At 69.8% G+C, this 20,466-nt stretch carries 19 protein-coding genes and 1 tRNA gene; 15 read left to right on the top strand and 5 right to left on the bottom strand.

Going from position 1 to position 20,466, the window contains the following annotated elements:
• Positions 1 to 13: 13 nt before the first annotated feature.
• The 5 genes from ACFPZI_RS24165 (at position 14) to ACFPZI_RS24145 (ending at position 4,010) form a co-directional block, all read left to right on the top strand.
• Positions 14 to 2,311: an ATP-dependent DNA helicase UvrD2 gene (locus ACFPZI_RS24165; RefSeq protein ID WP_381366602.1), complete on the top strand. Its 2,298-nt coding sequence runs from the start codon at positions 14 to 16 to the stop codon at positions 2,309 to 2,311.
• A 165-nt stretch (positions 2,312 to 2,476) separates the two neighbouring features.
• On the top strand, positions 2,477 to 2,791 hold the full coding sequence (locus ACFPZI_RS24160) for a hypothetical protein (protein WP_381366599.1): 315 nt from the start codon (positions 2,477 to 2,479) through the stop codon (positions 2,789 to 2,791).
• 171 nt (positions 2,792 to 2,962) lie between these two features.
• Positions 2,963 to 3,331 (top strand): WhiB family transcriptional regulator, encoded by a 369-nt coding sequence (locus ACFPZI_RS24155; protein WP_381366596.1) that lies wholly within the window; start codon positions 2,963 to 2,965, stop codon positions 3,329 to 3,331.
• A complete protein-coding gene (locus tag ACFPZI_RS24150; protein ID WP_381366593.1) occupies positions 3,328 to 3,651 on the top strand; it encodes a hypothetical protein in 324 nt (107 codons plus the stop codon). The genes ACFPZI_RS24155 and ACFPZI_RS24150 overlap by 4 nt, the downstream gene beginning before the upstream one ends.
• Positions 3,652 to 3,797: 146 nt before the next feature.
• Positions 3,798 to 4,010 carry a hypothetical protein gene (locus ACFPZI_RS24145; protein ID WP_381366591.1) on the top strand — a complete coding sequence of 71 codons (213 nt, stop codon included), beginning with the start codon at positions 3,798 to 3,800 and terminating at the stop codon, positions 4,008 to 4,010.
• 28 nt (positions 4,011 to 4,038) lie between these two features.
• Here the strand turns inward: ACFPZI_RS24145 and ACFPZI_RS24140 are convergent, their stop codons facing one another.
• Both ACFPZI_RS24140 and ACFPZI_RS24135 read right to left on the bottom strand, forming a co-directional pair.
• The gene (locus ACFPZI_RS24140; protein ID WP_381366588.1) at positions 4,039 to 5,646 is read right to left on the bottom strand and encodes an ABC1 kinase family protein; all 1,608 of its coding nucleotides are present in this window, start codon (positions 5,644 to 5,646) and stop codon (positions 4,039 to 4,041) included.
• Entirely contained in the window at positions 5,639 to 6,865 is a 1,227-nt protein-coding gene (locus ACFPZI_RS24135) for a ThiF family adenylyltransferase (RefSeq protein WP_381366585.1), read from the bottom strand. The genes ACFPZI_RS24140 and ACFPZI_RS24135 overlap by 8 nt, the downstream gene beginning before the upstream one ends.
• A gap of 240 nt (positions 6,866 to 7,105) precedes the next feature.
• Between ACFPZI_RS24135 and ACFPZI_RS24130 the strand changes: the two genes are divergently transcribed.
• From ACFPZI_RS24130 to ACFPZI_RS24115, 4 genes are all read left to right on the top strand, one after another.
• The gene (locus ACFPZI_RS24130) at positions 7,106 to 7,702 is read left to right on the top strand and encodes a M48 metallopeptidase family protein (protein ID WP_381366582.1); all 597 of its coding nucleotides are present in this window, start codon (positions 7,106 to 7,108) and stop codon (positions 7,700 to 7,702) included.
• Positions 7,703 to 7,838: 136 nt separating this feature from the next.
• Positions 7,839 to 9,587, top strand: a complete 1,749-nt coding sequence (locus ACFPZI_RS24125) for a TerD family protein (RefSeq protein WP_381366579.1) — start codon at positions 7,839 to 7,841, stop codon at positions 9,585 to 9,587.
• A gap of 11 nt (positions 9,588 to 9,598) precedes the next feature.
• The gene (locus tag ACFPZI_RS24120; protein ID WP_381366576.1) at positions 9,599 to 10,279 is read left to right on the top strand and encodes an AIM24 family protein; all 681 of its coding nucleotides are present in this window, start codon (positions 9,599 to 9,601) and stop codon (positions 10,277 to 10,279) included.
• Positions 10,280 to 10,296: 17 nt separating this feature from the next.
• Positions 10,297 to 11,052, top strand: a complete 756-nt coding sequence (locus ACFPZI_RS24115; protein WP_381366573.1) for an AIM24 family protein — start codon at positions 10,297 to 10,299, stop codon at positions 11,050 to 11,052.
• Between the two features lie 100 nt (positions 11,053 to 11,152).
• Here the strand turns inward: ACFPZI_RS24115 and ACFPZI_RS24110 are convergent, their stop codons facing one another.
• Positions 11,153 to 11,680: an NUDIX hydrolase gene (locus ACFPZI_RS24110; protein ID WP_381366570.1), complete on the bottom strand. Its 528-nt coding sequence runs from the start codon at positions 11,678 to 11,680 to the stop codon at positions 11,153 to 11,155.
• Complete coding sequence (locus tag ACFPZI_RS24105; protein ID WP_381366567.1) at positions 11,677 to 13,161, bottom strand: zinc-dependent metalloprotease; 1,485 nt, start codon at positions 13,159 to 13,161, stop codon at positions 11,677 to 11,679. Before ACFPZI_RS24105 ends, ACFPZI_RS24110 begins: the two co-directional genes overlap by 4 nt.
• A 192-nt stretch (positions 13,162 to 13,353) precedes the next feature.
• On the opposite strand from ACFPZI_RS24105, the gene ACFPZI_RS24100 reads away from it, so the two are divergent.
• From ACFPZI_RS24100 to ACFPZI_RS24085, 4 genes are all read left to right on the top strand, one after another.
• The gene (locus tag ACFPZI_RS24100; RefSeq protein WP_381366564.1) at positions 13,354 to 14,469 is read left to right on the top strand and encodes an SDR family oxidoreductase; all 1,116 of its coding nucleotides are present in this window, start codon (positions 13,354 to 13,356) and stop codon (positions 14,467 to 14,469) included.
• An 89-nt stretch (positions 14,470 to 14,558) separates the two neighbouring features.
• Positions 14,559 to 15,017, top strand: coding sequence for a molybdenum cofactor biosynthesis protein MoaE (locus ACFPZI_RS24095; RefSeq protein WP_332430534.1), 459 nt, complete (start codon positions 14,559 to 14,561; stop codon positions 15,015 to 15,017).
• Between the two features lie 223 nt (positions 15,018 to 15,240).
• On the top strand, positions 15,241 to 15,420 hold the full coding sequence (locus ACFPZI_RS24090; RefSeq protein WP_381366561.1) for a hypothetical protein: 180 nt from the start codon (positions 15,241 to 15,243) through the stop codon (positions 15,418 to 15,420).
• Between the two features lie 99 nt (positions 15,421 to 15,519).
• Positions 15,520 to 16,614, top strand: coding sequence for a YlbL family protein (locus tag ACFPZI_RS24085; protein ID WP_381366559.1), 1,095 nt, complete (start codon positions 15,520 to 15,522; stop codon positions 16,612 to 16,614).
• Between the two features lie 44 nt (positions 16,615 to 16,658).
• Here ACFPZI_RS24085 and ACFPZI_RS24080 read toward each other — a convergent pair whose 3' ends face one another.
• Positions 16,659 to 17,201 (bottom strand): PPA1309 family protein, encoded by a 543-nt coding sequence (locus tag ACFPZI_RS24080; protein ID WP_381366556.1) that lies wholly within the window; start codon positions 17,199 to 17,201, stop codon positions 16,659 to 16,661.
• Positions 17,202 to 17,365: 164 nt separating this feature from the next.
• On the opposite strand from ACFPZI_RS24080, the gene ACFPZI_RS24075 reads away from it, so the two are divergent.
• Both ACFPZI_RS24075 and ACFPZI_RS24070 read left to right on the top strand, forming a co-directional pair.
• Positions 17,366 to 20,296 carry a UPF0182 family membrane protein gene (locus ACFPZI_RS24075; RefSeq protein WP_381366929.1) on the top strand — a complete coding sequence of 977 codons (2,931 nt, stop codon included), beginning with the start codon at positions 17,366 to 17,368 and terminating at the stop codon, positions 20,294 to 20,296.
• 56 nt (positions 20,297 to 20,352) lie between these two features.
• Positions 20,353 to 20,426: transfer RNA gene (locus ACFPZI_RS24070), tRNA-Met, on the top strand.
• The last annotated feature ends 40 nt before the right edge of the window (positions 20,427 to 20,466 follow it).

The following is a 20,466-nucleotide window of genomic DNA, read 5'->3' as shown; positions in this document are numbered from 1 at the left end:
GCACGAGGACGTAATGCCTGCCGCATTAGTACGACTGCGAGGCCGTGCCTGTGGACAACCGGCTCAGCCGTCTCCGGCGACCTGGCAGCATGGCTGTGTGACAGCAGCAACGCACTCCCCTCTCTTCCCGCGAGTACCGGACTCGGCCGACGCGGTACTCGAAGGGCTCGACCCCGAGCAGCGTGAGGTCGCCACCGCCCTGCACGGCCCGGTGTGTGTGCTGGCGGGCGCCGGTACCGGCAAGACCAGGGCGATCACCCACAGGATCGCCTACGGGGTACGCGCCGGGATCCTCCAGCCCTCCAGCGTGCTCGCCGTCACCTTCACCAACCGCGCCGCCGGGGAGATGCGTGGACGGCTGCGCCAGCTCGGCGCCGTAGGGGTCCAGGCCCGCACCTTCCACTCGGCGGCGCTCCGCCAGCTCCAGTACTTCTGGCCGAAAGCGGTCGGTGGCTCCCTGCCCCGGTTGGTCGACCGCAAGATCCAGCTCGTCGCCGACGCGGCCGCCGCCTGCCGCATCCGGCTCGACCGGGGCGAGCTGCGGGACGTCACCGCCGAGATCGAGTGGTCCAAGGTCACCCAGACCGTCCCGGCCGACTACCCGCCCGCCGCCGCCAAGGCCGCACGTGAGGCGACCCGCGATCCCGCCGAGATCGCCCAGCTCTACGCCGCCTACGAGGACCTCAAGCAGGAGCGGGGGGTCATCGACTTCGAGGACGTGCTGCTGCTCACCGTGGCCGTGCTCCAGGACCGACAGGACATCGCGGGACAGGTCCGTGCCCAGTACCAGCACTTCGTCGTCGACGAGTACCAGGACGTCAGCCCGCTCCAGCAGCGGCTGCTGGAGCTCTGGCTCGGCGGCCGGGAGAACCTGTGCGTGGTCGGCGACGCCAGCCAGACGATCTATTCGTTCACGGGCGCAACGCCCGACCACCTGCTCGACTTCCGTACCAAGCACCCCGGTGCCACCGTCGTGAAACTGGTCCGCGACTACCGTTCGACCCCCCAGGTGGTCCGCCTCGCCAACGGGCTGCTCGCCCAGGCGCACGGCCGTGCCGCCGATCACCGGCTGGAACTCGTCTCCCAGCGTGGCCCGGGACCCGAGCCCGTCTTCACCGAGTACACCGACGAACCCGCGGAGGCCGAGGGCGCCGCGCGCCGGATCGGCGAACTGATCGGCGCTGGTGTCCGGGCCAGTGAGATCGCCGTGCTGTTCCGTACGAACTCCCAGTCCGAGACCTACGAGCAGGCCCTCGCGGACGCCGGAGTGCCGTACCAGCTGCGTGGCGCCGAGCGCTTCTTCGACCGTCCGGAGGTGCGCAAGGCGGGCAGTGCCTTGCGCGCGGCAGCCCGCTTCGGCGGCAACGACAGCCTCCTCGACGACGTGGTGGACCTGCCCTCCCAGGTACGTGCCGTGTTGTCGGGCGAAGGCTGGACGGCGCAGCCGCCGGCGGGCTCGGGGGCGGTGCGGGAGCGCTGGGAGTCCCTGGCTGCTCTGGTGAACCTCGCCCAGGACTTCGCCGCCGCGAAGCCGGACGCCACCCTCGCCGATCTCGTCGCCGAACTCGACGAGCGGGCAGGCGCCCAGCACGCCCCGACCGTGCAGGGCGTCACGCTCGCGTCGCTGCACTCGGCCAAGGGCCTGGAGTGGGACGTGGTCTTCCTGGTCGGTGTCGCCGAGGGCATGATGCCGATCACCTACGCGAAGACCGACGAACAGATCGAGGAGGAGCGCCGCCTCCTCTATGTAGGTGTCACCCGGGCACGGGAGCGTCTCCACGTCTCCTGGTCGCTGGCCCGCTCGCCCGGCGGGCGGGCGAACCGCCGGCCCAGCCGTTTCCTCGACGGGCTGCGTTCCGGCTCGCCGGCAGGCCGCGGCGGCGCGGCCGGCACCGGAGCCACGGGGGGTGTGGAGCGCGGTGTGTCCGGGAGGGTGGCCGCTGTCTCCGTGGCCCCGGAACCGAGACGCAGGCAGCGTGGCCCCGCCCGCTGCCGGGTCTGCGGCCGCACGCTGACGGACGCGGGCGAGATGAAGCTGATGCGTTGCGAGGACTGCCCCTCCGACATGGACGAGGGCGTCTACGAGCGGCTGCACGACTGGCGTGGTGAGCAGGCGCGGCGCAGTGGTCAGCCCGCCTTCTGCGTCTTCACCGACAAGACGCTGATGGCCATCGCCGAGACCGTTCCCGAGGATCCGCCGGGGCTCGCCCGTATCCCCGGCGTGGGGAAGCGCAAGCTGGACCGCTACGGGGCCGACGTACTGGCGATCTGCACAGGCAGGGACGGGGCGCAGGACAAAGATCAGGACTGATTCCAACTCGTCGAGAAAATAGTTTGCGCATGCCCCAGGAATCCCCATAGGTTCTTAGACACGAGAGCAGCGGCCTTCTCGGAGGCCCTGATTCCGTGTTGTACTTGCATATCCGTCGGACCGGCTGACCCCGGTCCCCCGATGCGCCGAGAGGAGGCGAGTCCTGTGATCAACATCAACACCAGCTCCGTCGTCAAAATGACCGATCGCTCGGCCGTCTCCCTGTGCATTCTCGGCGCCTCGAATCAGGGCACCGGTCTGTCCGGCATCCCTGCCGCAGGTCCGGCGTCCTCCGCTGCTCCCGCGGGCCTTGCCGTCCGTGAGCGCGATGAGCGACCGATCAAGGCACTGGAAGCGGTAGAGGCACAGGCGAAGGCCTATGCCTTTGCGGCGGCCGGTGCCGGATTCCGGAAGCAGACGACGCAGCACCACCTGATGTGGGCCTTCCGTGGGCCAGAACCCTGGAGTGATCCAGCCTGATTCGATCAGGCCGGCGCCTTCAGGGCCGCGGAACCCCATCCGGGATCCGCGGCCCTTCTGTTTGTCCCCGAACGGGACGACGGACCGAAGCGCCTCGGGACAAGACAAGAACCCGGTACCAGCCGCCACCCGGCCCACCGGCCGGAAACGACCAGACGAGGAAGACGAACCGTGCAACTCGAAGCGCACGCCCCGTCCGTACCGCCTTCCGACACGATCCCCAAGCCTGGCTCCACGGAGGACCCGACCTTGACTCCGCTCACCGCGCTCACCGCGCTCGACGACGCCATCGAGAACCTCGGCGTACCCGTCCCCTGCCGTTCCTACGACCCGGAGGTCTTCTTCGCCGAGTCGCCGGCGGACGTCGAGTACGCCAAGTCCCTCTGCCGCACCTGCCCGCTGATGGAGGCATGCCTCGCCGGCGCCAAGGAGCGGCGTGAGCCGTGGGGCGTCTGGGGCGGCGAGCTGTTCGTCCAGGGCGTCGTTGTTGCCCGGAAGCGGCCGCGTGGCCGTCCGCGGAAGAACCCGGTCATGGCATGAACACCCCAGGAACGATCGACCGCCCCCTCACGCACGACCCCCAGAAGCAGGCCCTGATGATGCCGACCGCCGATGAGCCCGCAGGCTCCGCGACCGAAGACTTCACCACCCGTGGTGCGAACGACTCGCGCCAGAACAGGACCCGTGAGATGCAACTCATTCCAGAAGCCCTGGCCCGTGCGCATATGCACGAGCGCCTGCACGAGGCCGAGCGGGCGCGCCGGGCGGCACGCCTGGTGACCGCTCTCCGGATGCAGCGCCGCGCCGAGCGCGCCTCCCGGCGCGCACGCCGCGCACTCGCGATGGCCGTCATGCAGTAGCCGATTCAACCGATCGAGTCGATTCGACCTTCGAGTCGACCCAGCCCATCGTGGCTCTCCCGTGGGGGCCGGTCCGTGCCGAACGGGCCGGCCCCCACGGTACGTTGCGCCGAGTGGGCCGTCCGGTACGGCGTTATCGTCACCGGGTGACGAGCCATCCCGGTGACGGTGACGGTGACGACCGTTCGGCCGCGGAACAGGCGCCCCAGGTGTGCGCCCGCTGTGGTGTGACGGCCGAGGGCCCGCAGCCGACCTGGGCCCTTTCAGTGGAGAACGGCACCCGTCGGCACTACTGCGAGGCCTGTTCTCGGGAGCACCTGCGGGCGATCGAGGGCCGTCTGGACGCACAGTGGTGGTGACAGCGGGCGCGGTCCAGGTTGGTGTCTCTCACGCCTGCGCCGCCGACGCCTCCTCGGCCGGTTCGGTTGCCTCGTCCCCGACCGCCTCGCCCCTGGCGGCCACCTCCGAAGGCTTCTCCTCCGCAGCCTTCCTCGCCGCAGGCTCCCCCTTCGTGGACTTCCGCTTCGCGGACTTCTGCTTGGCGGACTTCCGTTCGGCGGGTTCTGCCTCCGACGGCTCCGTCACCGGGGTCTCGTCCACCGCTTGCCTCGGTACCAGTTCCCCTGCTCCCCCTGTTGTCTCTGCCTCCGCTTCTTGCGCCTCCTCCGGGACGAACCCCGGCAGCCACTCCCGCAGTTCGTCGCGCAGCCGTAACGTCCCGCCCAGCTGGCACAGCACACCGATCGTGCTCAGGGTCACCCGGTGGATCAGCAGATACGCCGGGGGAAGGTTGAGCTGCTTGGCCAGCTGGTAGGCGGGGGAGCGAGGGTCGCCGATGCGGGCGGCCTGGCCGCGCATCCAGCCACGGGTGAACGTGAACGCCTCGACCTGCGCCGGTTCGATGATCGGCAAGAGGTACTCGAGGACCGCGTCGGGATCCAGCTCGACGGTCTCCCTGATGAACCCCTCCGCGCACAGCATCTCGTAGACGGCCTCCGCCTCGCCGTCCAGCGTCATCCGCAGTGCCTCGCCGATGGGAGCGGGCAGCCCGCCCGGCAGGCGGTCGACCGTGCCGAAGTCCAGCACACCCAGACGCCAGTCGTCCTCGCCGTCCGGGCCGCCGGGCAGCAGACGGAAGTTGCCCGGATGCGGGTCGGCGTGCAGCAGCCCGGTGCGGGCCGGCCCGGAGAACAGGAAACGGGCGAGGAGCTGACCTGCCCGGTCCCGCTGTTCCTCCGTACCGTCCGAGATGATCTCCGACAGCGGTACGCCGTCCATCCACTCGGTGACCAGCACCTGCTCGCACTGGTGGACCACCGCCGGTACGACGACATCGGGGTCGTCCGCGAACTCCTCGGCGTGGGCCCGCTGGGCCTGGGCCTCCAGACCGTAGTCCAGCTCCTCCGCGACCCGGTTCTTGAGCTCCGCGATCAGCGGCTTGACATCCATTCCGGGGATCAGCGGACCCAGCAGCCGGGCGAACCGGCTCAACTGGTTCAGGTCGGACAGCAAGGCCTCGCCGGCGCCCGGGTACTGCACCTTGACCGCCACCTCACGGCCGTCGTGCCACACCCCACGGTGCACCTGGCCGATCGAGGCCGCGGCGGACGGCTTGTCCTCGAACTCCAGGAACAGGCCGGGCCAGTCCTCGCCGAGCCGCTTCTCCAGCACCGCGTGCATGGTCCGGGTCGGCATCGGCGGGGCCGCCTCCTGGAGTTTCGTCAGCGCCGCACGGTAGGGCCCGGCGACCTCCTCCGGCAGGGCCGACTCGAAGACCGACAGGGCCTGGCCGAACTTCATCGCGCCGCCCTTGAGCTCGCCGAGCACCTTGAACAGCTGCTCCGCGGTGCGCTGCTGCAACTCGCGGCCGACGATCTCCGCGGACTCGCCCACGATCCGCTTGCCGAGCCCCCAGGTAGCCCGCCCGGCGAAGCCGAGCGGGAGCGCGGCCAGCTTGGCGGTTCTGGTGACCGCCTTCCGGGGAAGATCAGACATGAGCCCTCCAAGTCCCTGCCGGCCGCTCCGCGTCCGCCTGACGGCACAACTTCCTCGACGGCCCGTGCGAGGCCATTGTCTCGTGCGTCCGGCCGTGTTCGGAGGTGTGCTCCGACTCCGTTTTCGCCGTGCTCTGATCCGCCGCTCCGCACGGACACCCGGGATGCGCCCCGACCGGCCGCGCATACCAGTGCAGACTCGGGAGGGAAGCCTCCCAGCGGGCACCGGCACTGGACGGAACGTAGCCGTCCAGGAAGGCGAGCGCGTGGGCACCGGCCAGTCCGGCCACGGTCGCGGCCAGTGGCAGATCGCAGGCTCCCACCCGGCGCTGCCGCCCGGAACGCCACTGGGCGACCATACGCGGCCAGGTCGGATCCCGGTCGGTCCTGCCTTCCTGGAGACAGCCCGCGCAGCCTGTCTCACCAGGCAGGACGAGCGGACCGACGACGCCGGTCCCCTCCACCACGCCGGCGTAGAGGTGGGGTGTTCCCGAGGCCATCAAGGGCTCGGCCCCCGCCGGGTCCGGGGTATGTACGGCTACGTCGTCCCGCGGGGCGACGATCACCAGGGAGAACCCGGGGGTGCCCTCCTCCGGCGAGGACTGGGCGGTCCGGCGCGGCGGCCGGTCCGGCGCGGCCCGGCGCACGGCGCGGCGGGCCGCCTCGTGCCTGCGGTCGCCCACGGCTTCCGGGGGCAGTCCGCCCGGCGCGACGTCCCAGGGCTCGACCCGACCGATGTCGCGCACGTCGACCTCACCCACGCCGGCCCCGGACAGCAGTGCCGCCAGCATCGAGCCCACCCGGCCTGCGCCCCTCACCTGCACCCGGGCTTCGCGGCGCGCCGCGAGCCGTCCGAGTGCGTCGCCCGGCGCGGAGGTGGTCAGGGTCAGCGAGGCCAGATCGGGGCGCAGCCGGTCGAGGACCTCTCGTTTCTCGCGCAGGGTGTCGGCGGCCGGGCCGCCGCCCCGGGAGTCGTCGAGGAGCCCGGCCCGGGACAGCCGGGCCACGAGCCGGTCGACATGGCCGTCGGGCAGATCCATCCGACGGCCCTCCTTACGCAGATGATCGAGCCCACGGGTGCCGTTGAGCAGATCGAGGAAGCTGCCCGTCGCCGTGTCCATCGGCCCCAGGGTCAACGCGTGCGCGGGCGTCATCCCGAACTGCACGGTGTTGAGGTCGCGCCAGCCGCGCCGGAGCGCCGGCTTCACCATCGGATGCATGTCAGGTCCCCGTGTCTCCTTGAACGGCTGCCGCTTGAATGGCTGCCGTAGTACCGCCGCCCACTCATGGGCCGGTCGACGAGTGCCAGCATGCCCGGATTCGAAGTGGCTTGCCGGAAGTTGTCCACAGGCAAGGCAATTGGTCGTATAAATCCGGTAAATCCGGCGCATGGTGGGGGGATCGGTATCGAAGCGTCCCGGAGCCGGGACTTCCCCGTGTGCAGCGGGTAACGTCGGGGCGTGCCCGCCGACCCACTGCACAGCGCCACGCATCCCCAGCGCAGCACGACGAGTCAGCCGACGAGTGGCTCACGGGCGAGCGCGATCGAGGTCCGCAGGAGCGCCCGCCGGCGCAGAACGGTCTCCGCGTACCGCGAGGGCGATCGCACCGTGGTGCTCATCCCCGCCCGGATGTCCGAGGCGGAGGAGCAGCGCTGGGTGAGCGTCATGCTCGACAAGCTGGCGGCCCAGGAGAGCAGGCGGGCACTCGGGGACACCGAGCTGGCAGAGCGCGCCGAGCGGCTGTCGGCCCAGTACTTCAACGGGCGGGCCCAGCCCCGCTCCGTACGCTGGGTGACCAACCAGAACACGCGCTGGGGTTCGTGTACGCCGTCCGAGGGCAGCATCCGCCTGTCGCACCGGCTGCAGGGCATGCCCGAGTACGTCGTCGACTATGTCCTCTGCCACGAACTGGCTCACCTGCTCGTGCCCGGACACGGGCCCGGCTTCTGGCGTCTGCTGGAGGCATATCCGAAGACGGAACGGGCCCGGGGTTACCTCGAAGGAGTGGTCGCGGCCGAGCGGCTGCCCCATCTGTCGGGGGTCCGTAACGAGTGAATGCCGCCCGACGTGATTGCCCCGTACGGGCACTTACGTGTTGTGTACCGGGTCTGTACCGACTTCATCGGATGTCCGAGTTTGCGGTTAGCCTGGCGCGACGCACTCACATTCGGGATGGGGGACGGTCGTACGCATGGCCAGGGAATTCCAACGCGGCCACAAGGCCAGGATCAGTGACCTCACCGCGGGCACGGATCTGTACGTAGGCGTGCAGATCTCCGGCCCCGGGCTCACCTTCGACATCAGCTGCTTCGGTCTCGATGCCGATGAACGGCTCTCGGACGACCGGTACTTCATCTTCTTCAACCAGCCGAAGTCCCCCGAGGAGTCCCTTCATCTGCTGGGCCCCCAGGCGGGCGACACGGAGTCCTTCCGCGTGACGCTGGACAGGATTCCGCAGCAGATCAAGAAGCTGTCCTTCACGGCGACGCTCGACGGCGCCGGGCAGATGTCCCAGATCGGTCCCGGATACATCCGCATCGTCGCGGGCGGTGAGGAAGTGGCCCGCTATCCCTTCAACGGCTCGGAGTTCTCCACCGAGCGGGCGGTGATGCTGGGTGACTTCTACTTCAAGGACGTGTGGCGGTTCGCCGCTGTCGGACAGGGCTTCGACGGCGGGCTCGAAGCGCTGCTGAAGAACTTCGGCGGCGAGGTGGCCGAGGAGGAGCCCGCCGCCCCGCAGCAGCCGCAGCCACAGGCGGGAGGCGCTGCCCCGGGCTTCGCCCCGCCCGCGTTCGGTGTTCCCGGCACCCCCGAGCCGGCTCCCGCCCCGGTCCCTGCTCCCGCCCCGGCGCCTCAGCCCGCCGCGCAGGGGTTCGTCCCTCCTCCCGGCGTCACCCCGCCGGCCCCCGCGCCGTCGGTGCACGCCGCGCCGACGATCGTCGCGCCCTTGAACCCTCCGCCCGGCGGTGCCCCGGTGCCGCCGCCGTCCCCGGCACCCGCCTTCGGCCGGCCCGGTCAGCAGCCACCTGCCCCGAGCACCCCGCCGCCCCCGGGCTACGGCGCGCAGCCGCACGCACCGCACGTATCGCACGTACCGCAGGCTCCCGCCCCGCCGCCGGGTTACGGTCAGCCGACACCTCCGCCCGGTTACGGTCAGCCGACACCCCCACCGGGCTACGGCCAGCAGCCGCTGCCCGGACAGATGCCGCCGGGTCAGATGCCGGGTCAGCAGGCCCTCTACGGGGCACCGCAGGGCGCGCCCCAGGGAGCGCCGCAGAGCCCGGGTGTGCTCGGCGCGCTCCAGATGTTCAAGGAGACGCCCACCGGGCAGCGCTGGACCCAGCAGAACTCGAAGCTGGTCCGCGCCGACCTCGGCATGGGCGGACAGCCCGTGCTGGCCCGTCAGGGCAGCATGGTGCTCTACCAGGGCAAGGTCGACTTCAGTTACAAGGGTGCCGGGTTCAGCGGCCGGATCGTCGGCAACGCGACCGGCCAGGAGATGCAGCTGATGCGCTGCACGGGTCAGGGCCAGGTGTTCTTCGCCGAGGACGCCACGATGCTGCACCCGATCGAGCTCCAGGGCGACGCCGTGTGTGTCTCCGCCGAGAGCGTCCTCGCCTTCGACGAGAGCCTCCAGTACGAGGTCCGCCGCATCGAGGGACACGGCATTCCAGGCGGCGCGCTGTTCACGATGCAGTTCCAGGGGACCGGCACCATCGTCGTCAAGACGCACGGTGTGCCCGTGGTTCTGCCGGTGACACCCACCACGTTCGCCGACGCCAACGCCGTGGTCGCCTGGTCGGCCGCCTCCCAGGTGATCGTCTCCAGCCAGGTGCGGATGCGCCGTAACTCCTACCCCGGCGACACCGGGGAGAGCGTCAACCTCCAGTTCCGGGGCGCGCCCGGCAATTTCATCGTCGTTCAGCCGTACGAGATCTGAGGGAGCCCGTCATGAACCAGCCACTCGCGGGCTACGCCCCCGCACCGGTCACCGCGCGCATGGAGAACCATGGTGATCACATGCTCAAGGTCGCCATGCAGACCGGGAACGACCTCCTCGCGCGCGTCGGGTCGATGATCGCCTACGAAGGGTTCATCCAGTACGAGCCCGACCCGCCGGCCGTGCGCCAGATGGCCCGGGACTGGGCCACCGGGGAGGGCGCCCCGCTGATGAAGTGCTCCGGCGACGGCTTGCTCTACCTCGCCGACTATGGTGCGAACGTCGTCGTGCTCAATCTCAACGGCGAAGGCATCTCCGTCAACGCCACCAACCTGCTCGCCTTCGACGCCGGCCTGACATGGGGCGTGGAGCGGGTGAAGGGCCTGGCGAAGTTCGCCGGTCAGGGCCTGTGGAACACCAAGATCTCCGGGCAGGGCTGGGTCGCGCTGACCTCCCGGGGCAAGCCGATCGTCGTCGACTGCGGCGGCGGTGACGACGAGACGTACGTCGACCCGGACGCCCTGGTCGCCTGGTCCCCGAACCTCAAGGTGAAGGGCAAGCGCAGCTTCCGGGCGCAGTCGCTGATCGGCCGCGGCAGCGGCGAGGCCTACCAGATGGCGTTCTCCGGTCAGGGCATCGTCGTCGTCCAGCCCAGTGAGGACAGCACCGACCGTCTCCGGGTCCGGGGCTGAGGGGGAGCAACCACACCATGCAGAGCCCGCTTTTCGCCTTCAACGACCAGCAGACCCAGGAACGCTGGAGCCTGCAGAACAAGCAGATGCTCCGGGTCGCTCTGGGAGGGCACGACGACATCCTCGCCCGCAAGGGCAGCATGATCGCCTACCAGGGACTCGTCGAGTTCGACGCCGAGTACCAGAGCCGCGGCCAGGCACTCGGCCGTTCACGTACCGGCGAGGGACTGGACCTGATGCGCTGCCACGGGCAGGGCACGGTCTACCTCGCCAACCTCGCCCAGCACATCCATGTCATGGACGTGGACCATGAGGGGCTGACCGTCGACAGCAGCTATGTGCTCGCCATGGATTCCTCGCTGCATCATGAGGTCATCGCCGTCGACAGCCTGTACGGCATCTCCGGCTCCGGAAAGTACCAGCTCAACATCACCGGTCAGGGCAAGGTCGCCCTGATGACCTCCGGCATGCCGTTGCTGATGCAGGTGACGCCGGACAGGTACGTCAACTGCGACGCCGACGCGATCGTCGCCTGGTCCACGGCGCTGCGCGTGCAGCTGCAGGCCCAGACGCACTCCTCCGGGGTGTGGCGGCGCCGCGGCAGCACCGGCGAGGGCTGGGAGCTCAGCTTCATGGGGAGCGGCTTCGCGCTCGTTCAGCCCAGCGAGCTGCTGCCGCCGCAGAACGCCCAGATCGGTTCCGGCATCGCCGCGCAGTACGGCATGGGACAGCAGGGCGCCCGCGGACAGAACCAGGGCAACGTCTGGAGCTGAGCGGCGTCCGGAGACACAACGGGTGAGGGGCGGCCGCCGAGCGGTCGCCCCTCACCCGTATCCGTAGAACAGTCGGGTGCGGGTCGGCCGCCCCCGCAGATCAGGCGTCCAGCCGCGTCAGGGTCGCCTCCAGCAGACGGACGACCGAGGCATCCGCCACCTTTGCCACCTCGTCGTACGGGAACCAGCGCAGGTCGAGCGACTCGTCGCTGATGGTGTGCGCGGCATCGGGAGCGGCCACGGCCGCGTACTGGACGTCGAAGTGCCAGTGACAGGGTGAGGGGATCGCATGCCGGTCCAGGCGCACCGGCCCGCCCGCCAGGAGGGTCAGCCCCGCGATGCCCGACTCCTCGGTGGCTTCCCGCAGAGCCGCCGCCGTCAGCGACGGGTCGCCCGGCTCGCAGTGACCGCCCATCTGCAGCCACATCCGCAGCTTCCGGTGCAGGGTCAGCAGCACCCGGCCGCGCCCGGGGTCGACCACCAGGGCGCTGGCGGTGAGATGGCCCGCGTGACAGGCCTTCCACATGCCGTCCGGATGCGCGGCGAGGTGGTCCAGGTAGGCCTGGCGCAGCTCCGGCTGGCTTCCGTACCCCTTGAGCACGAGAACCGCGTCGTCGTACAGACTCACTCGGCGCCGTCCCCCTTGCGGTCGTCGTCCTTGCCGTCGTCGTTCTTTCCCCCGCCGCCGTCCCCGGTGGTGTCCTCGTCCTTGCTCCGCTTGCCGAGGTCGGGCTTGCCGGCCGCCTCGCCGAGCATCTTGTCCAGCTCGGAGAAGTCGATCTGCTCGCCGTGCACGAAGCCGTCCGGGTCGTCCAGGTCGGTGGCCGTCGGCAGCATGTCCGGGTGGGCCCACAGGGCGTCCCGCCCGTCGACACCGCGCGCGTCCGTGAGCGAGGCCCACAGCCGCGAGGCGTCGCGCAGCCGGCGCGGGCGCAGCTCCAGGCCGATCAGCGTGGCGAACGTCTGCTCCGCGGGGCCGCCCGAGGCGCGGCGGCGGCGCAGCGTCTCGCGCAGCGCGTCCGCAGACGACAGGCGGGGCTTCGCCGCCGCGTGCACCACGGCGTCCACCCAGCCTTCGACGAGGGCCAGCGCCGTCTCGAGACGGGCCAGCGCCGTCTTCTGCTGCGGGGTGTCCTCCGGCTGGAACATGCCCTGCTGAAGAGCTTCCTGGAGCTGCTCCGGGTTCTGCGGGTCGAACTGGCCGACCACGTCCTCCAGCTTGGCGGTGTCGACCTTGATCCCGTGCGCATAGCCGTCGACGGCACCGAAGAGGTGCGAGCGCAGCCACGGCACATGCGCGAACAGGCGCTGATGGGCGGCCTCACGCAGGGCGAGATACAGCCGCACCTCCTCCTGCGGGACGCCCAGGTCCTTGCCGAACGCCGCGATGTTCACCGGCAGCAGCGCGGCCTTGCCCACCGGGCCGAGCGGCAGGCCGATGTCGGTGGAGCCGACGACCTCACCGGCCAGCACGCCGACCGCCTGGCCGATCTGCGTACCGAACATGGCGCCGCCCATCGAGCGCATCATGCCGATCAGCGGGCCCGCCATGGCCTGCATCTCCTCCGGCAGCACGTCGCCCATCGCGGCGCCGACGCGCTCGGCGACCGGGTCCACGAGCTCCTTCCACGCCGGCAGCGTCGCCTCGACCCACTCCGCGCGGCTCCAGGCCACCGAGGAGGCGGCACCGGACGGCAGTGAGGTGGCGTCGTCCAGCCACAGGTCGGCCAGCCGGACGGCCTCGTCGACGGCCCTGCGCTCGGCGGGGCCGACGCTCGCGTCCTTCGTGCCGTCGGCGGTGCCCTGGGACACCGTCTGGCGGGCGATCTGCTTGGCCATGTCCCAGTTCACCGGGCCGCCCTCGTAGGAGAGCATCTGGCCGAGCTGCTGGAACGCGGCGCCCAGGTCGTTGGGGTTCAGGGAACCGAACATCGCGGCGAACGGATTGTCCGCGCCGGGAGCGCCGAAGCCGCCGGCTCCGGGCATGCCGAAACCGAACGGGTTGGCCGGGTCCTGACCACCACCGCTCTGCTGGTCCTTCTTCTTGCCCTCGTCGCCGTCGTCCGGCTCCTCCGGCGGAAGGCCGAATCCGAATGGGGTGTCACTCACGGGATTCCTCGGCTGATAGGGCCACCGGTTCTTTCCGGCGGCACGGCTGCCCGACAACACCACCCAGCGTAGACACCTGAGGCGGTTGGAGCCTCGATGCTTCGCCGACAGAAGGCCTGCGGCAGGATGGATGCCACCTGGTACACATGCTTCGCATGCGCTCGTACTGAAGACAACCGCTGGAGACGCCCGGTGAGTTCCCCAGATCCACAGGTTCGCGCAGCGCGAAACCGGCCAATCCGCTCGTCGCCCGCGCGAGGGCCCGTCGTCGCGGTCACCGGCGCCGCCTCCGGCGTCGGCGCGCTGCTCACCGAGCGGCTCGCCGCCTCGGAGGAGATCAAGCAGGTCATCGCCATCGACGAGCGCCGCGGCGACTGCGCCGAGGCGCAGTGGCACATCCTGGACGTGCGGGATCCAGTCATCGCGGAACGACTGCGCGGGGCCGACGTCGTGGTGCACCTGGCGCTCGACCTCGACCTGGAGAGCGACGCCGCCGCCCGGACGGCCTACAACGTCCGCGGGACGCAGACCGTGCTGACCGCTGCGGCGGCGGCCGGAGTGCCCCGGGTCGTGCTGTGCACCTCGACGATGGTCTACGGGGCGCTCCCGGACAACGAGCTGCCGCTGTCCGAGGACGCGGAGCTGCGGGCCACCGCCGAGGCCACGGGCGTGGGCGACCTCCTGGAGATCGAGCGACTCGCGCGCAGGGCACCCCGCGCGCACCCCGGACTCAATGTCACGGTCGTACGGCCCGCTGTGCTCGTCGGCGGCACCGACACCGCGCTGACCAGGTATTTCGAGTCACCACGGCTGCTAGTGGTGGCCGGATCGCGGCCCGCGTGGCAGTTCTGCCACGTCGATGATCTGTGCAGCGCCCTGGAGTACGCCGTCCGGGAAGAAGTCGACGGAGAGCTGGCCGTCGGGTGCGACGGATGGCTGGAGCAGGAGGAGGTCGAGGAGCTCAGCGGGATCCGGCGGATGGAGTTGCCGTCGGCGGTCGCGCTGGGCGCGGCGGCCCGGCTGCACCGGATCGGGCTCACCCCGTCCCCGGCCGGGGACCTGGCGTACACGATGCATCCCTGGGTGGTCAGCGGGAGCCGGCTGCACGACGCCGGGTGGCGGCCCGCCTACACCAACGAGCAGGTGCTGGCCGAGCTCCTGGAGGAGGTCTCCGGCAGGCACACGGTCGTCGGGCGGCGGCTCGGACGCAAGGACGCGACGGCGGCGGGCGCCGCGGGAGCGACAGTGGCCCTGCTGGGCGCGGCCGCGGTGGTGCGGCGGGCGCGGAAGGCCCGGCGGCGGATCTGAGTACGGGGCGGACCCGTCGGCGACGGGGCCGCTGTGGAGTCCTCGGGACCGCTTCCGCGTTGTCGTGGCCGTGGGGCACGATGGAGGGCATGGCATCCACGAACGGTCACCCCGGTGAGCAGGCCGCGCAGGACCCGATCAAGCTGATCGCGATCCGGGACGCGCCGCTGTCCGTGGACGAGGTCTTCCGGGCAGTCGGCGACGACGCGGCCGGCGGGACGGCACTGTTCGTGGGGACCGTACGCAATCACGACGGCGGGACCGACGTCGACGAGCTGGGGTATTCGTGCCACCCGAGTGCCGAGGACGAGATGCGGCGGATCGCCGAGAAGGTCGTCGCCGAGTACCCCGTGCGGGCGCTGGCGGCCGTGCACCGGGTGGGGGACCTCGAGGTCGGGGATCTCGCCGTCGTCGTCGGCGTGTCGTGTGCGCACCGGGGCGAGGCCTTCGAGGCCTGCCGGAAGCTGATCGACGACCTCAAGCACGAGGTGCCCATCTGGAAGCACCAGAAGTTCTCCGACGGTACAGAAGGATGGGTCGGCGCGTAGCGGCGTCGTTGGGGGGGGGGTGGTGGTCGGGCGACGGGAGGGCGGGCGCCCGCTGACCGGGTGCCCTCGGAATCCGTCATACCGTTCCCGTTTCCATTCTCGGACCTCTGTTCCCCGCTCCATTCCGCTTGCGTAACCGCATCCCGGGTATGAGCGTTGTCACTGCGGATGGTTAATCTGCTGATCAGTCAGTCGCGGACGCTCATGGGGATGGGAGGTCGGCATGGCGGTACTTGCCTGGTTGCTGATTCCGTTTATGGCCGCGGTCGGCGCGGGACTGTGGGGCAGTTGGGCCAATCGGACCCGCCGGGTGCGGAACGACGGCCCCGAGCTCATCGGTTACGCCCGGTTCCGCGAGGCCATGGAGAGGCCTTGGCCGCCGGAGGAAGAGGTCCGGCCCTAGGGTCGAAAACGGCAGGTCACCGGCGTAGGACAAGGTCAGGGCTGCCCGGCCGGGCAGCCCTGACAGTGCGCTGACAGGCCCGTCCCGTACTGTCGGTGCATGCCACGCCGCACCGCGACGATGCTCGCCTCCACCCTCATGTTGATCGTGCTTCTGTGCGCGGGTGTGTTCATCCCTGTGCCGTACGCGGAGATGTCGCCGGGGCCGACGGTGAACACTCTGGGCGATCACGATGGCGAGCCGGTGCTGCGGATCGACGGGCGCAAGACCTATCCGACCGACGGTCACCTCAACATGACCACGGTACGGGTCACGAGTGCCGACTACCGGATGAACCTGGTTGAGGCCGTCTACGGATGGCTCGCGCACGACAACAAAGTCGTGCCGCACGACACGCTCTACCCCGACGGCAAGACGGAGGAGCAGTCCACCCAGGAGAACGCCGAGGAGTTCAGCCAGTCCCAGGAGAGCGCCAAGGTCGCGGCCCTGAAGGAGCTCGACGTCCCGGTGAAGTCCTGGGTGATCGTCTCCACGGTCGTCAAGGGCTCGCCCGCCGAGGGCAAGCTGCACGCCGGTGACGTGATCAAGAGCGTCGACGGCAGCGTGGTGCGCGAGCCGGCCGACGTCGCCGAGCTGGTGACCAAGCACAAGCCCGGCGAGGGCGTCGACTTCACGATCGTGCCCGCCAAGGAGCAGGCCGCCGCCGAGAAGGAGAACCGGACACCGACGCGGACGGAGGAGATCACGATCACCACCACGGCCTCCGACGACGCCGGGGGCGAGCGCGCCATCGTCGGGATCGCCGCCGGAACCGACCATACCTTCCCGTTCACCATCGACATCGAGCTCGCCGACGTCGGCGGGCCGAGCGCCGGTCTGATGTTCGCGCTCGGCATCTACGACAAGCTCACCCCGGGCAGCCTGACCGGCGGCAAGTTCGTCGCCGGCACCGGCACCATCGACGACGCCGGCAAGGTCGGGCCGATCGGCGGGATCGAGATGAAGACGGTCGGCGCGCGTGCCAAGGGCGCCGAGTACTTCCTCACGCCCGCCGACAACTGCGCGGCCGCCGCCGAGGACACCCCCGAGGGCCTCACGCTCATCAAGGTGGACACCATCGACGACGCCCTCGGCGCCCTGAAGGACCTCGGCTCCGGCGACACCGCCGACCTGCCGACGTGCACGGCCTCCTGACCGGGCGGACCGCTCGCCGTAGCTCCTGACGGCTACGCCTCGAACTACGCCTCGAACGTCGCCGTCAGGGCCTCCGCCAGGCCCGGCACCAGGGCGGAACCGGTGAGGACCTCCGTCGGCGAGTCCTTCGCCCGCAGCCGCAGGGCGGAATCGCGGGCACCGTCGCGCAGCACCGCGACCGTCATGCGGACCTCCTGGCGCTCCGGGTGCTTCGCCACCCATGCCGCCAGCGCGGCCTCGTCCAGATCCTGCGGAACCTGAGCCTCCGCGGACGGCGGCAGCATCAGACGCTCCACGGTCAGGGCGCAGCCGGCCACCGAGTCGGGCCAGGCGATGGTGCCCAGGAACTCGTCGAGCGGCTTGCCCGTTGGAATGGCGTCCTGCTCGATCGGGGTGAGGGCGGACGTCGCCTGCTCGTCGCCCGAACCGAGCCGGTTTGCGAGAGAGGGCTGCTCGGCACGCAGCCGTGCGGTGTCTACGAGGGCGAAGAGACGGGCGGGCTGGTCCCAGCCGAGGCCGGAGACGTACTCGTCGATCTCGAGCACGGCCCGGGTGAGCGGGCTCGCCGCCATGGGTGTGTTGGACATGGTCACAATCCTCTCTTGTTCAGACCCGGAATCGGGAACCGAGTAAAGGGTGAGTAAGTTGCATAGGTGTGGGCCCCTGAGCAAAGGGGCCCACACACGGTCCACGAACTCGCGGACCTGACGAATCGACAGCGAACTTCGAGGTGCCTACCTTGGCTTTCCAGATGCCGGACCGTGGCGGAGGCCCGACAGGACCACGGATCAGAGTGGGCCGTCCGTCCCGGGGGGTCCGGACCCTGCTCATGACACTGGGCGTCCTGACCGTCCTCGGCATGGTGTTCACCATGTTCGCGGGGTTCTGGACCGACTGGCTGTGGTATCGCTCGGTCGACTACTCGTCGGTGTTCACGACGACCCTGTGGACCAAGATCGGGCTCTTCTTCGTCTTCGGCCTGCTGATGGCCCTCGCGGTCGGCTTCAACATCTGGCTGGCGCATCGGATGAGGCCGCCGCTGAGCGCGATGTCGATGGAGCAGCAGAACCTCGACCGGTACCGGATGGGCATTGCCCCGTACAAGAAGTGGCTGCTTCTCGGTATCACCGCGCTGCTGGGGCTGATCGCCGGCGCCTCGGCCTCGGGTCAGTGGCGCACCTGGCTGATGTGGGTCAACGGTGTGCCGTTCGGCCAGAAGGACCCGCAGTTCAAGCTCGACGTCGCGTTCTACGCCTTCGACCTGCCCTGGTACCGGTTCCTGCTCGGGTTCGGCTTCGCGGCCACCATCCTGTCGCTGATCGCCGCCGCGCTCACCCACTACCTGTACGGCGGTCTGCGGATCACCAGCCCCGGCGCGCGCGCCACGGCCGCGGCCACCGGGCATCTGTCGGTGCTCCTCGGCGTCTTCGTCGCCCTGAAGGCGGTCGCGTACTGGCTCGACCGGTACGGCCTGGCGGTCAAGTCCAGCGACTTCAAGGCGACCGACAACTGGACCGGTCTGCGGTACGTCGACGCCAACGCCTATCTGCCGGCGAAGACGATCCTGTTCTGCATCGCCGTCATCTGCGCGCTGCTGTTCTTCGCCACCCTGTGGCGGCGCACCTGGCAGCTGCCCGTGATCGGCTTCGGCCTGATGGTGCTGTCGGCGATCCTCATCGGCGGCCTGTACCCGGCGATCGTGCAGAAGTTCCAGGTCCAGCCGAACGAGCAGGCCAAGGAAGCGCCGTACGTCGAGAAGAACCTCAAGGCGACGCGTGAGGCCTACGGCATCGCCAACGCCCAGGTCGACGAGTACCCGGGGACCAGTCAGACCAAGGACAAGACCAAGCTCCGGGACCAGGTCTCCGAGACGGCGAGCATCCGGATCATGGACCCGAACGTCGTCTCGCCGACGTTCCAGCAGCTCCAGCAGATCAGGAACTACTACGCGTTCCCGACCAATCTGGATGTCGATCGCTATCCCGATCCCAAGAGCGGCAAGGAGCAGGACACCGTCATCGGCCTGCGCGAGCTGAACCTGAACGGCATCCCGAAGCGGAACTGGATCAACGACCACTTCCGCTACACCCACGGATACGGTGCCGTCGCCGCCAAGGGCACCAGTGCCGACGACGGCCGTCCGGTGTTCACCGAGTCCGACCTGCCGTCCAAGGGCGACCTCGGCACGTACGAGCAGCGCGTCTACTACGGTGAGCGGACGACGACGTACTCGATCGTCGGCGGTCCCCAGAAGGAGATCGACTACTCCGACGACAGCGGCGAGAAGACGACCAGCTACAAGGGCGACAGCGGGGTCAACCTCGCCAACCCGATCAACCGGGCCGCCTACGCCGCGGCGTTCAGCGAGCCGCAGATCCTGTACTCCGGTGCCATCGGCGAGGGCTCGCGGATTCTGTACAACCGCACACCCAAGGAGCGCGTCGAGGCGGTCGCCCCGTGGCTGACCATCGACGGCGACGCCTACCCCGCGGTGGTGGACGGCCAGATCCAGTGGATCGTCGACGCCTACACGACCACCAACGGCTATCCGTACGCGTCGCGGACGACCCTCGGTGACACCACGGCCGACTCGCTGACCGCCACCAACGACAACCGTGCGGTGGTGGCCCAGGAGAACCGGGTCAACTACATCCGCAACTCGGTGAAGGCGACCGTCGACGCGTACAGCGGCGAGGTCAAGCTCTACCAGTGGGACACCCAGGATCCCGTCCTGAAGACGTGGATGAAGGCGTTCCCGGACACGGTGGAGCCGAGGAGCGAGATTTCCAGCGGCCTGATGGACCATCTGCGGTATCCGCAGGACCTGTTCAAGGTGCAGCGCGAACTGCTGACCCGCTACCACGTGAAGGACGCCACCACGTTCCTCAGCGGCAGCGAGGTGTGGCAGGTGCCGGACGACCCGACGAACAAGACGGGCGACGCGGTGCCGCCGTACTACCAGAGCATGAAGATGCCCGACCAGAAGGAACAGGCCTTCTCGCTCACCACGACGTTCACTCCGAACGGCCGTGACAACCTCAGCGCGTTCATGGCGGTCGACGCCGAGGCGGGCAGCGAGGGGTACGGCAAGATCAGAGTCCTGAAGCTGCCGACGAGCACCACGGCCGCCGGACCCAAACAGGTCCAGAGCCAGTTCAACTCCGAACAGGACATCGCGGAGTCGATCAGGCTGTTGAGAGGTGGCGACTCCGAAGTGGAGTACGGCAACCTGCTGGCCGTCCCGCTCGACGGCGGACTGCTGTACGTGGAGCCGGTCTACGTGCGCGGTGGCGGACTGAAGTACCCGCTGCTGCGGAAGGTGCTGGTGACCTACGGAGGACAGACCGCCTTCGAGGACACCCTGGAGCAGGCTCTCGACAAGGTCTTCGGAGCGGAGGCCCCGGCCACCGAGCCGCCACCGGGCGCGGACGAGGGCACGCAGCCGCCGCCGAAGTCCGACAACCCGACGGTCCAAGAGGCCCTGAACGACGCCCAGGACGCCTTCGAGGCCGGCCAGAAGGCCCTGCAGAAGAACGACTGGGAAGCCTACGGCCAGGCGCAGAAGGACCTCGAGGATGCCTTGCGCAGGGCCGAGAAGGCCCAGTCCGGGGACGGCGGAGGCGGCTCGGGCACGTCGGGCAGCAGTCCCCGCCCCGACCCGAGCCCGAGCCCGAGCAGTTAGCAAGTCGGCTGGTCAAAGGCCCACCTCGCGCCGTGGTACGGTTCTACACACAACGGCGCGGGGTGGAGCAGCTCGGTAGCTCGCTGGGCTCATAACCCAGAGGTCGCAGGTTCAAATCCTGTCCCCGCTACTGAAGTCGCGAAGTCGGCGACAGCAAAGGCCCGGATTCC

Origin of the sequence: Streptomyces chlorus (assembly GCF_042655885.1) — a bacterium.
GTDB classification, from domain to species: Bacteria; Actinomycetota; Actinomycetes; order Streptomycetales; family Streptomycetaceae; genus Streptomyces; species Streptomyces chlorus.
Note: the sequence above shows the minus strand (reverse complement) of the source record. Positions and strands in the feature narration are given on the sequence as shown.

Excerpts from the sequence above, each read along its gene's own strand:
- ACFPZI_RS24090 (WP_381366561.1), top strand. The coding sequence starts at position 15,241 with ATGGCGGTACTTGCCTGGTTGCTGATTCCGTTTATGGCCGCGGTCGGC.
- ACFPZI_RS24085 (WP_381366559.1), top strand. The coding sequence starts at position 15,520 with ATGCCACGCCGCACCGCGACGATGCTCGCCTCCACCCTCATGTTGATC.
- ACFPZI_RS24135 (WP_381366585.1), bottom strand. The coding sequence starts at position 6,865 with ATGCATCCGATGGTGAAGCCGGCGCTCCGGCGCGGCTGGCGCGACCTC.
- ACFPZI_RS24125 (WP_381366579.1), top strand. The coding sequence starts at position 7,839 with ATGGCCAGGGAATTCCAACGCGGCCACAAGGCCAGGATCAGTGACCTC.
- ACFPZI_RS24140 (WP_381366588.1), bottom strand. The coding sequence starts at position 5,646 with ATGTCTGATCTTCCCCGGAAGGCGGTCACCAGAACCGCCAAGCTGGCC.
- ACFPZI_RS24075 (WP_381366929.1), top strand. The coding sequence starts at position 17,366 with ATGCCGGACCGTGGCGGAGGCCCGACAGGACCACGGATCAGAGTGGGC.
- ACFPZI_RS24095 (WP_332430534.1), top strand. The coding sequence starts at position 14,559 with ATGGCATCCACGAACGGTCACCCCGGTGAGCAGGCCGCGCAGGACCCG.
- ACFPZI_RS24165 (WP_381366602.1), top strand. The coding sequence starts at position 14 with ATGCCTGCCGCATTAGTACGACTGCGAGGCCGTGCCTGTGGACAACCG.
- ACFPZI_RS24115 (WP_381366573.1), top strand. The coding sequence starts at position 10,297 with ATGCAGAGCCCGCTTTTCGCCTTCAACGACCAGCAGACCCAGGAACGC.
- ACFPZI_RS24080 (WP_381366556.1), bottom strand. The coding sequence starts at position 17,201 with ATGTCCAACACACCCATGGCGGCGAGCCCGCTCACCCGGGCCGTGCTC.
- ACFPZI_RS24120 (WP_381366576.1), top strand. The coding sequence starts at position 9,599 with ATGAACCAGCCACTCGCGGGCTACGCCCCCGCACCGGTCACCGCGCGC.
- ACFPZI_RS24150 (WP_381366593.1), top strand. The coding sequence starts at position 3,328 with ATGAACACCCCAGGAACGATCGACCGCCCCCTCACGCACGACCCCCAG.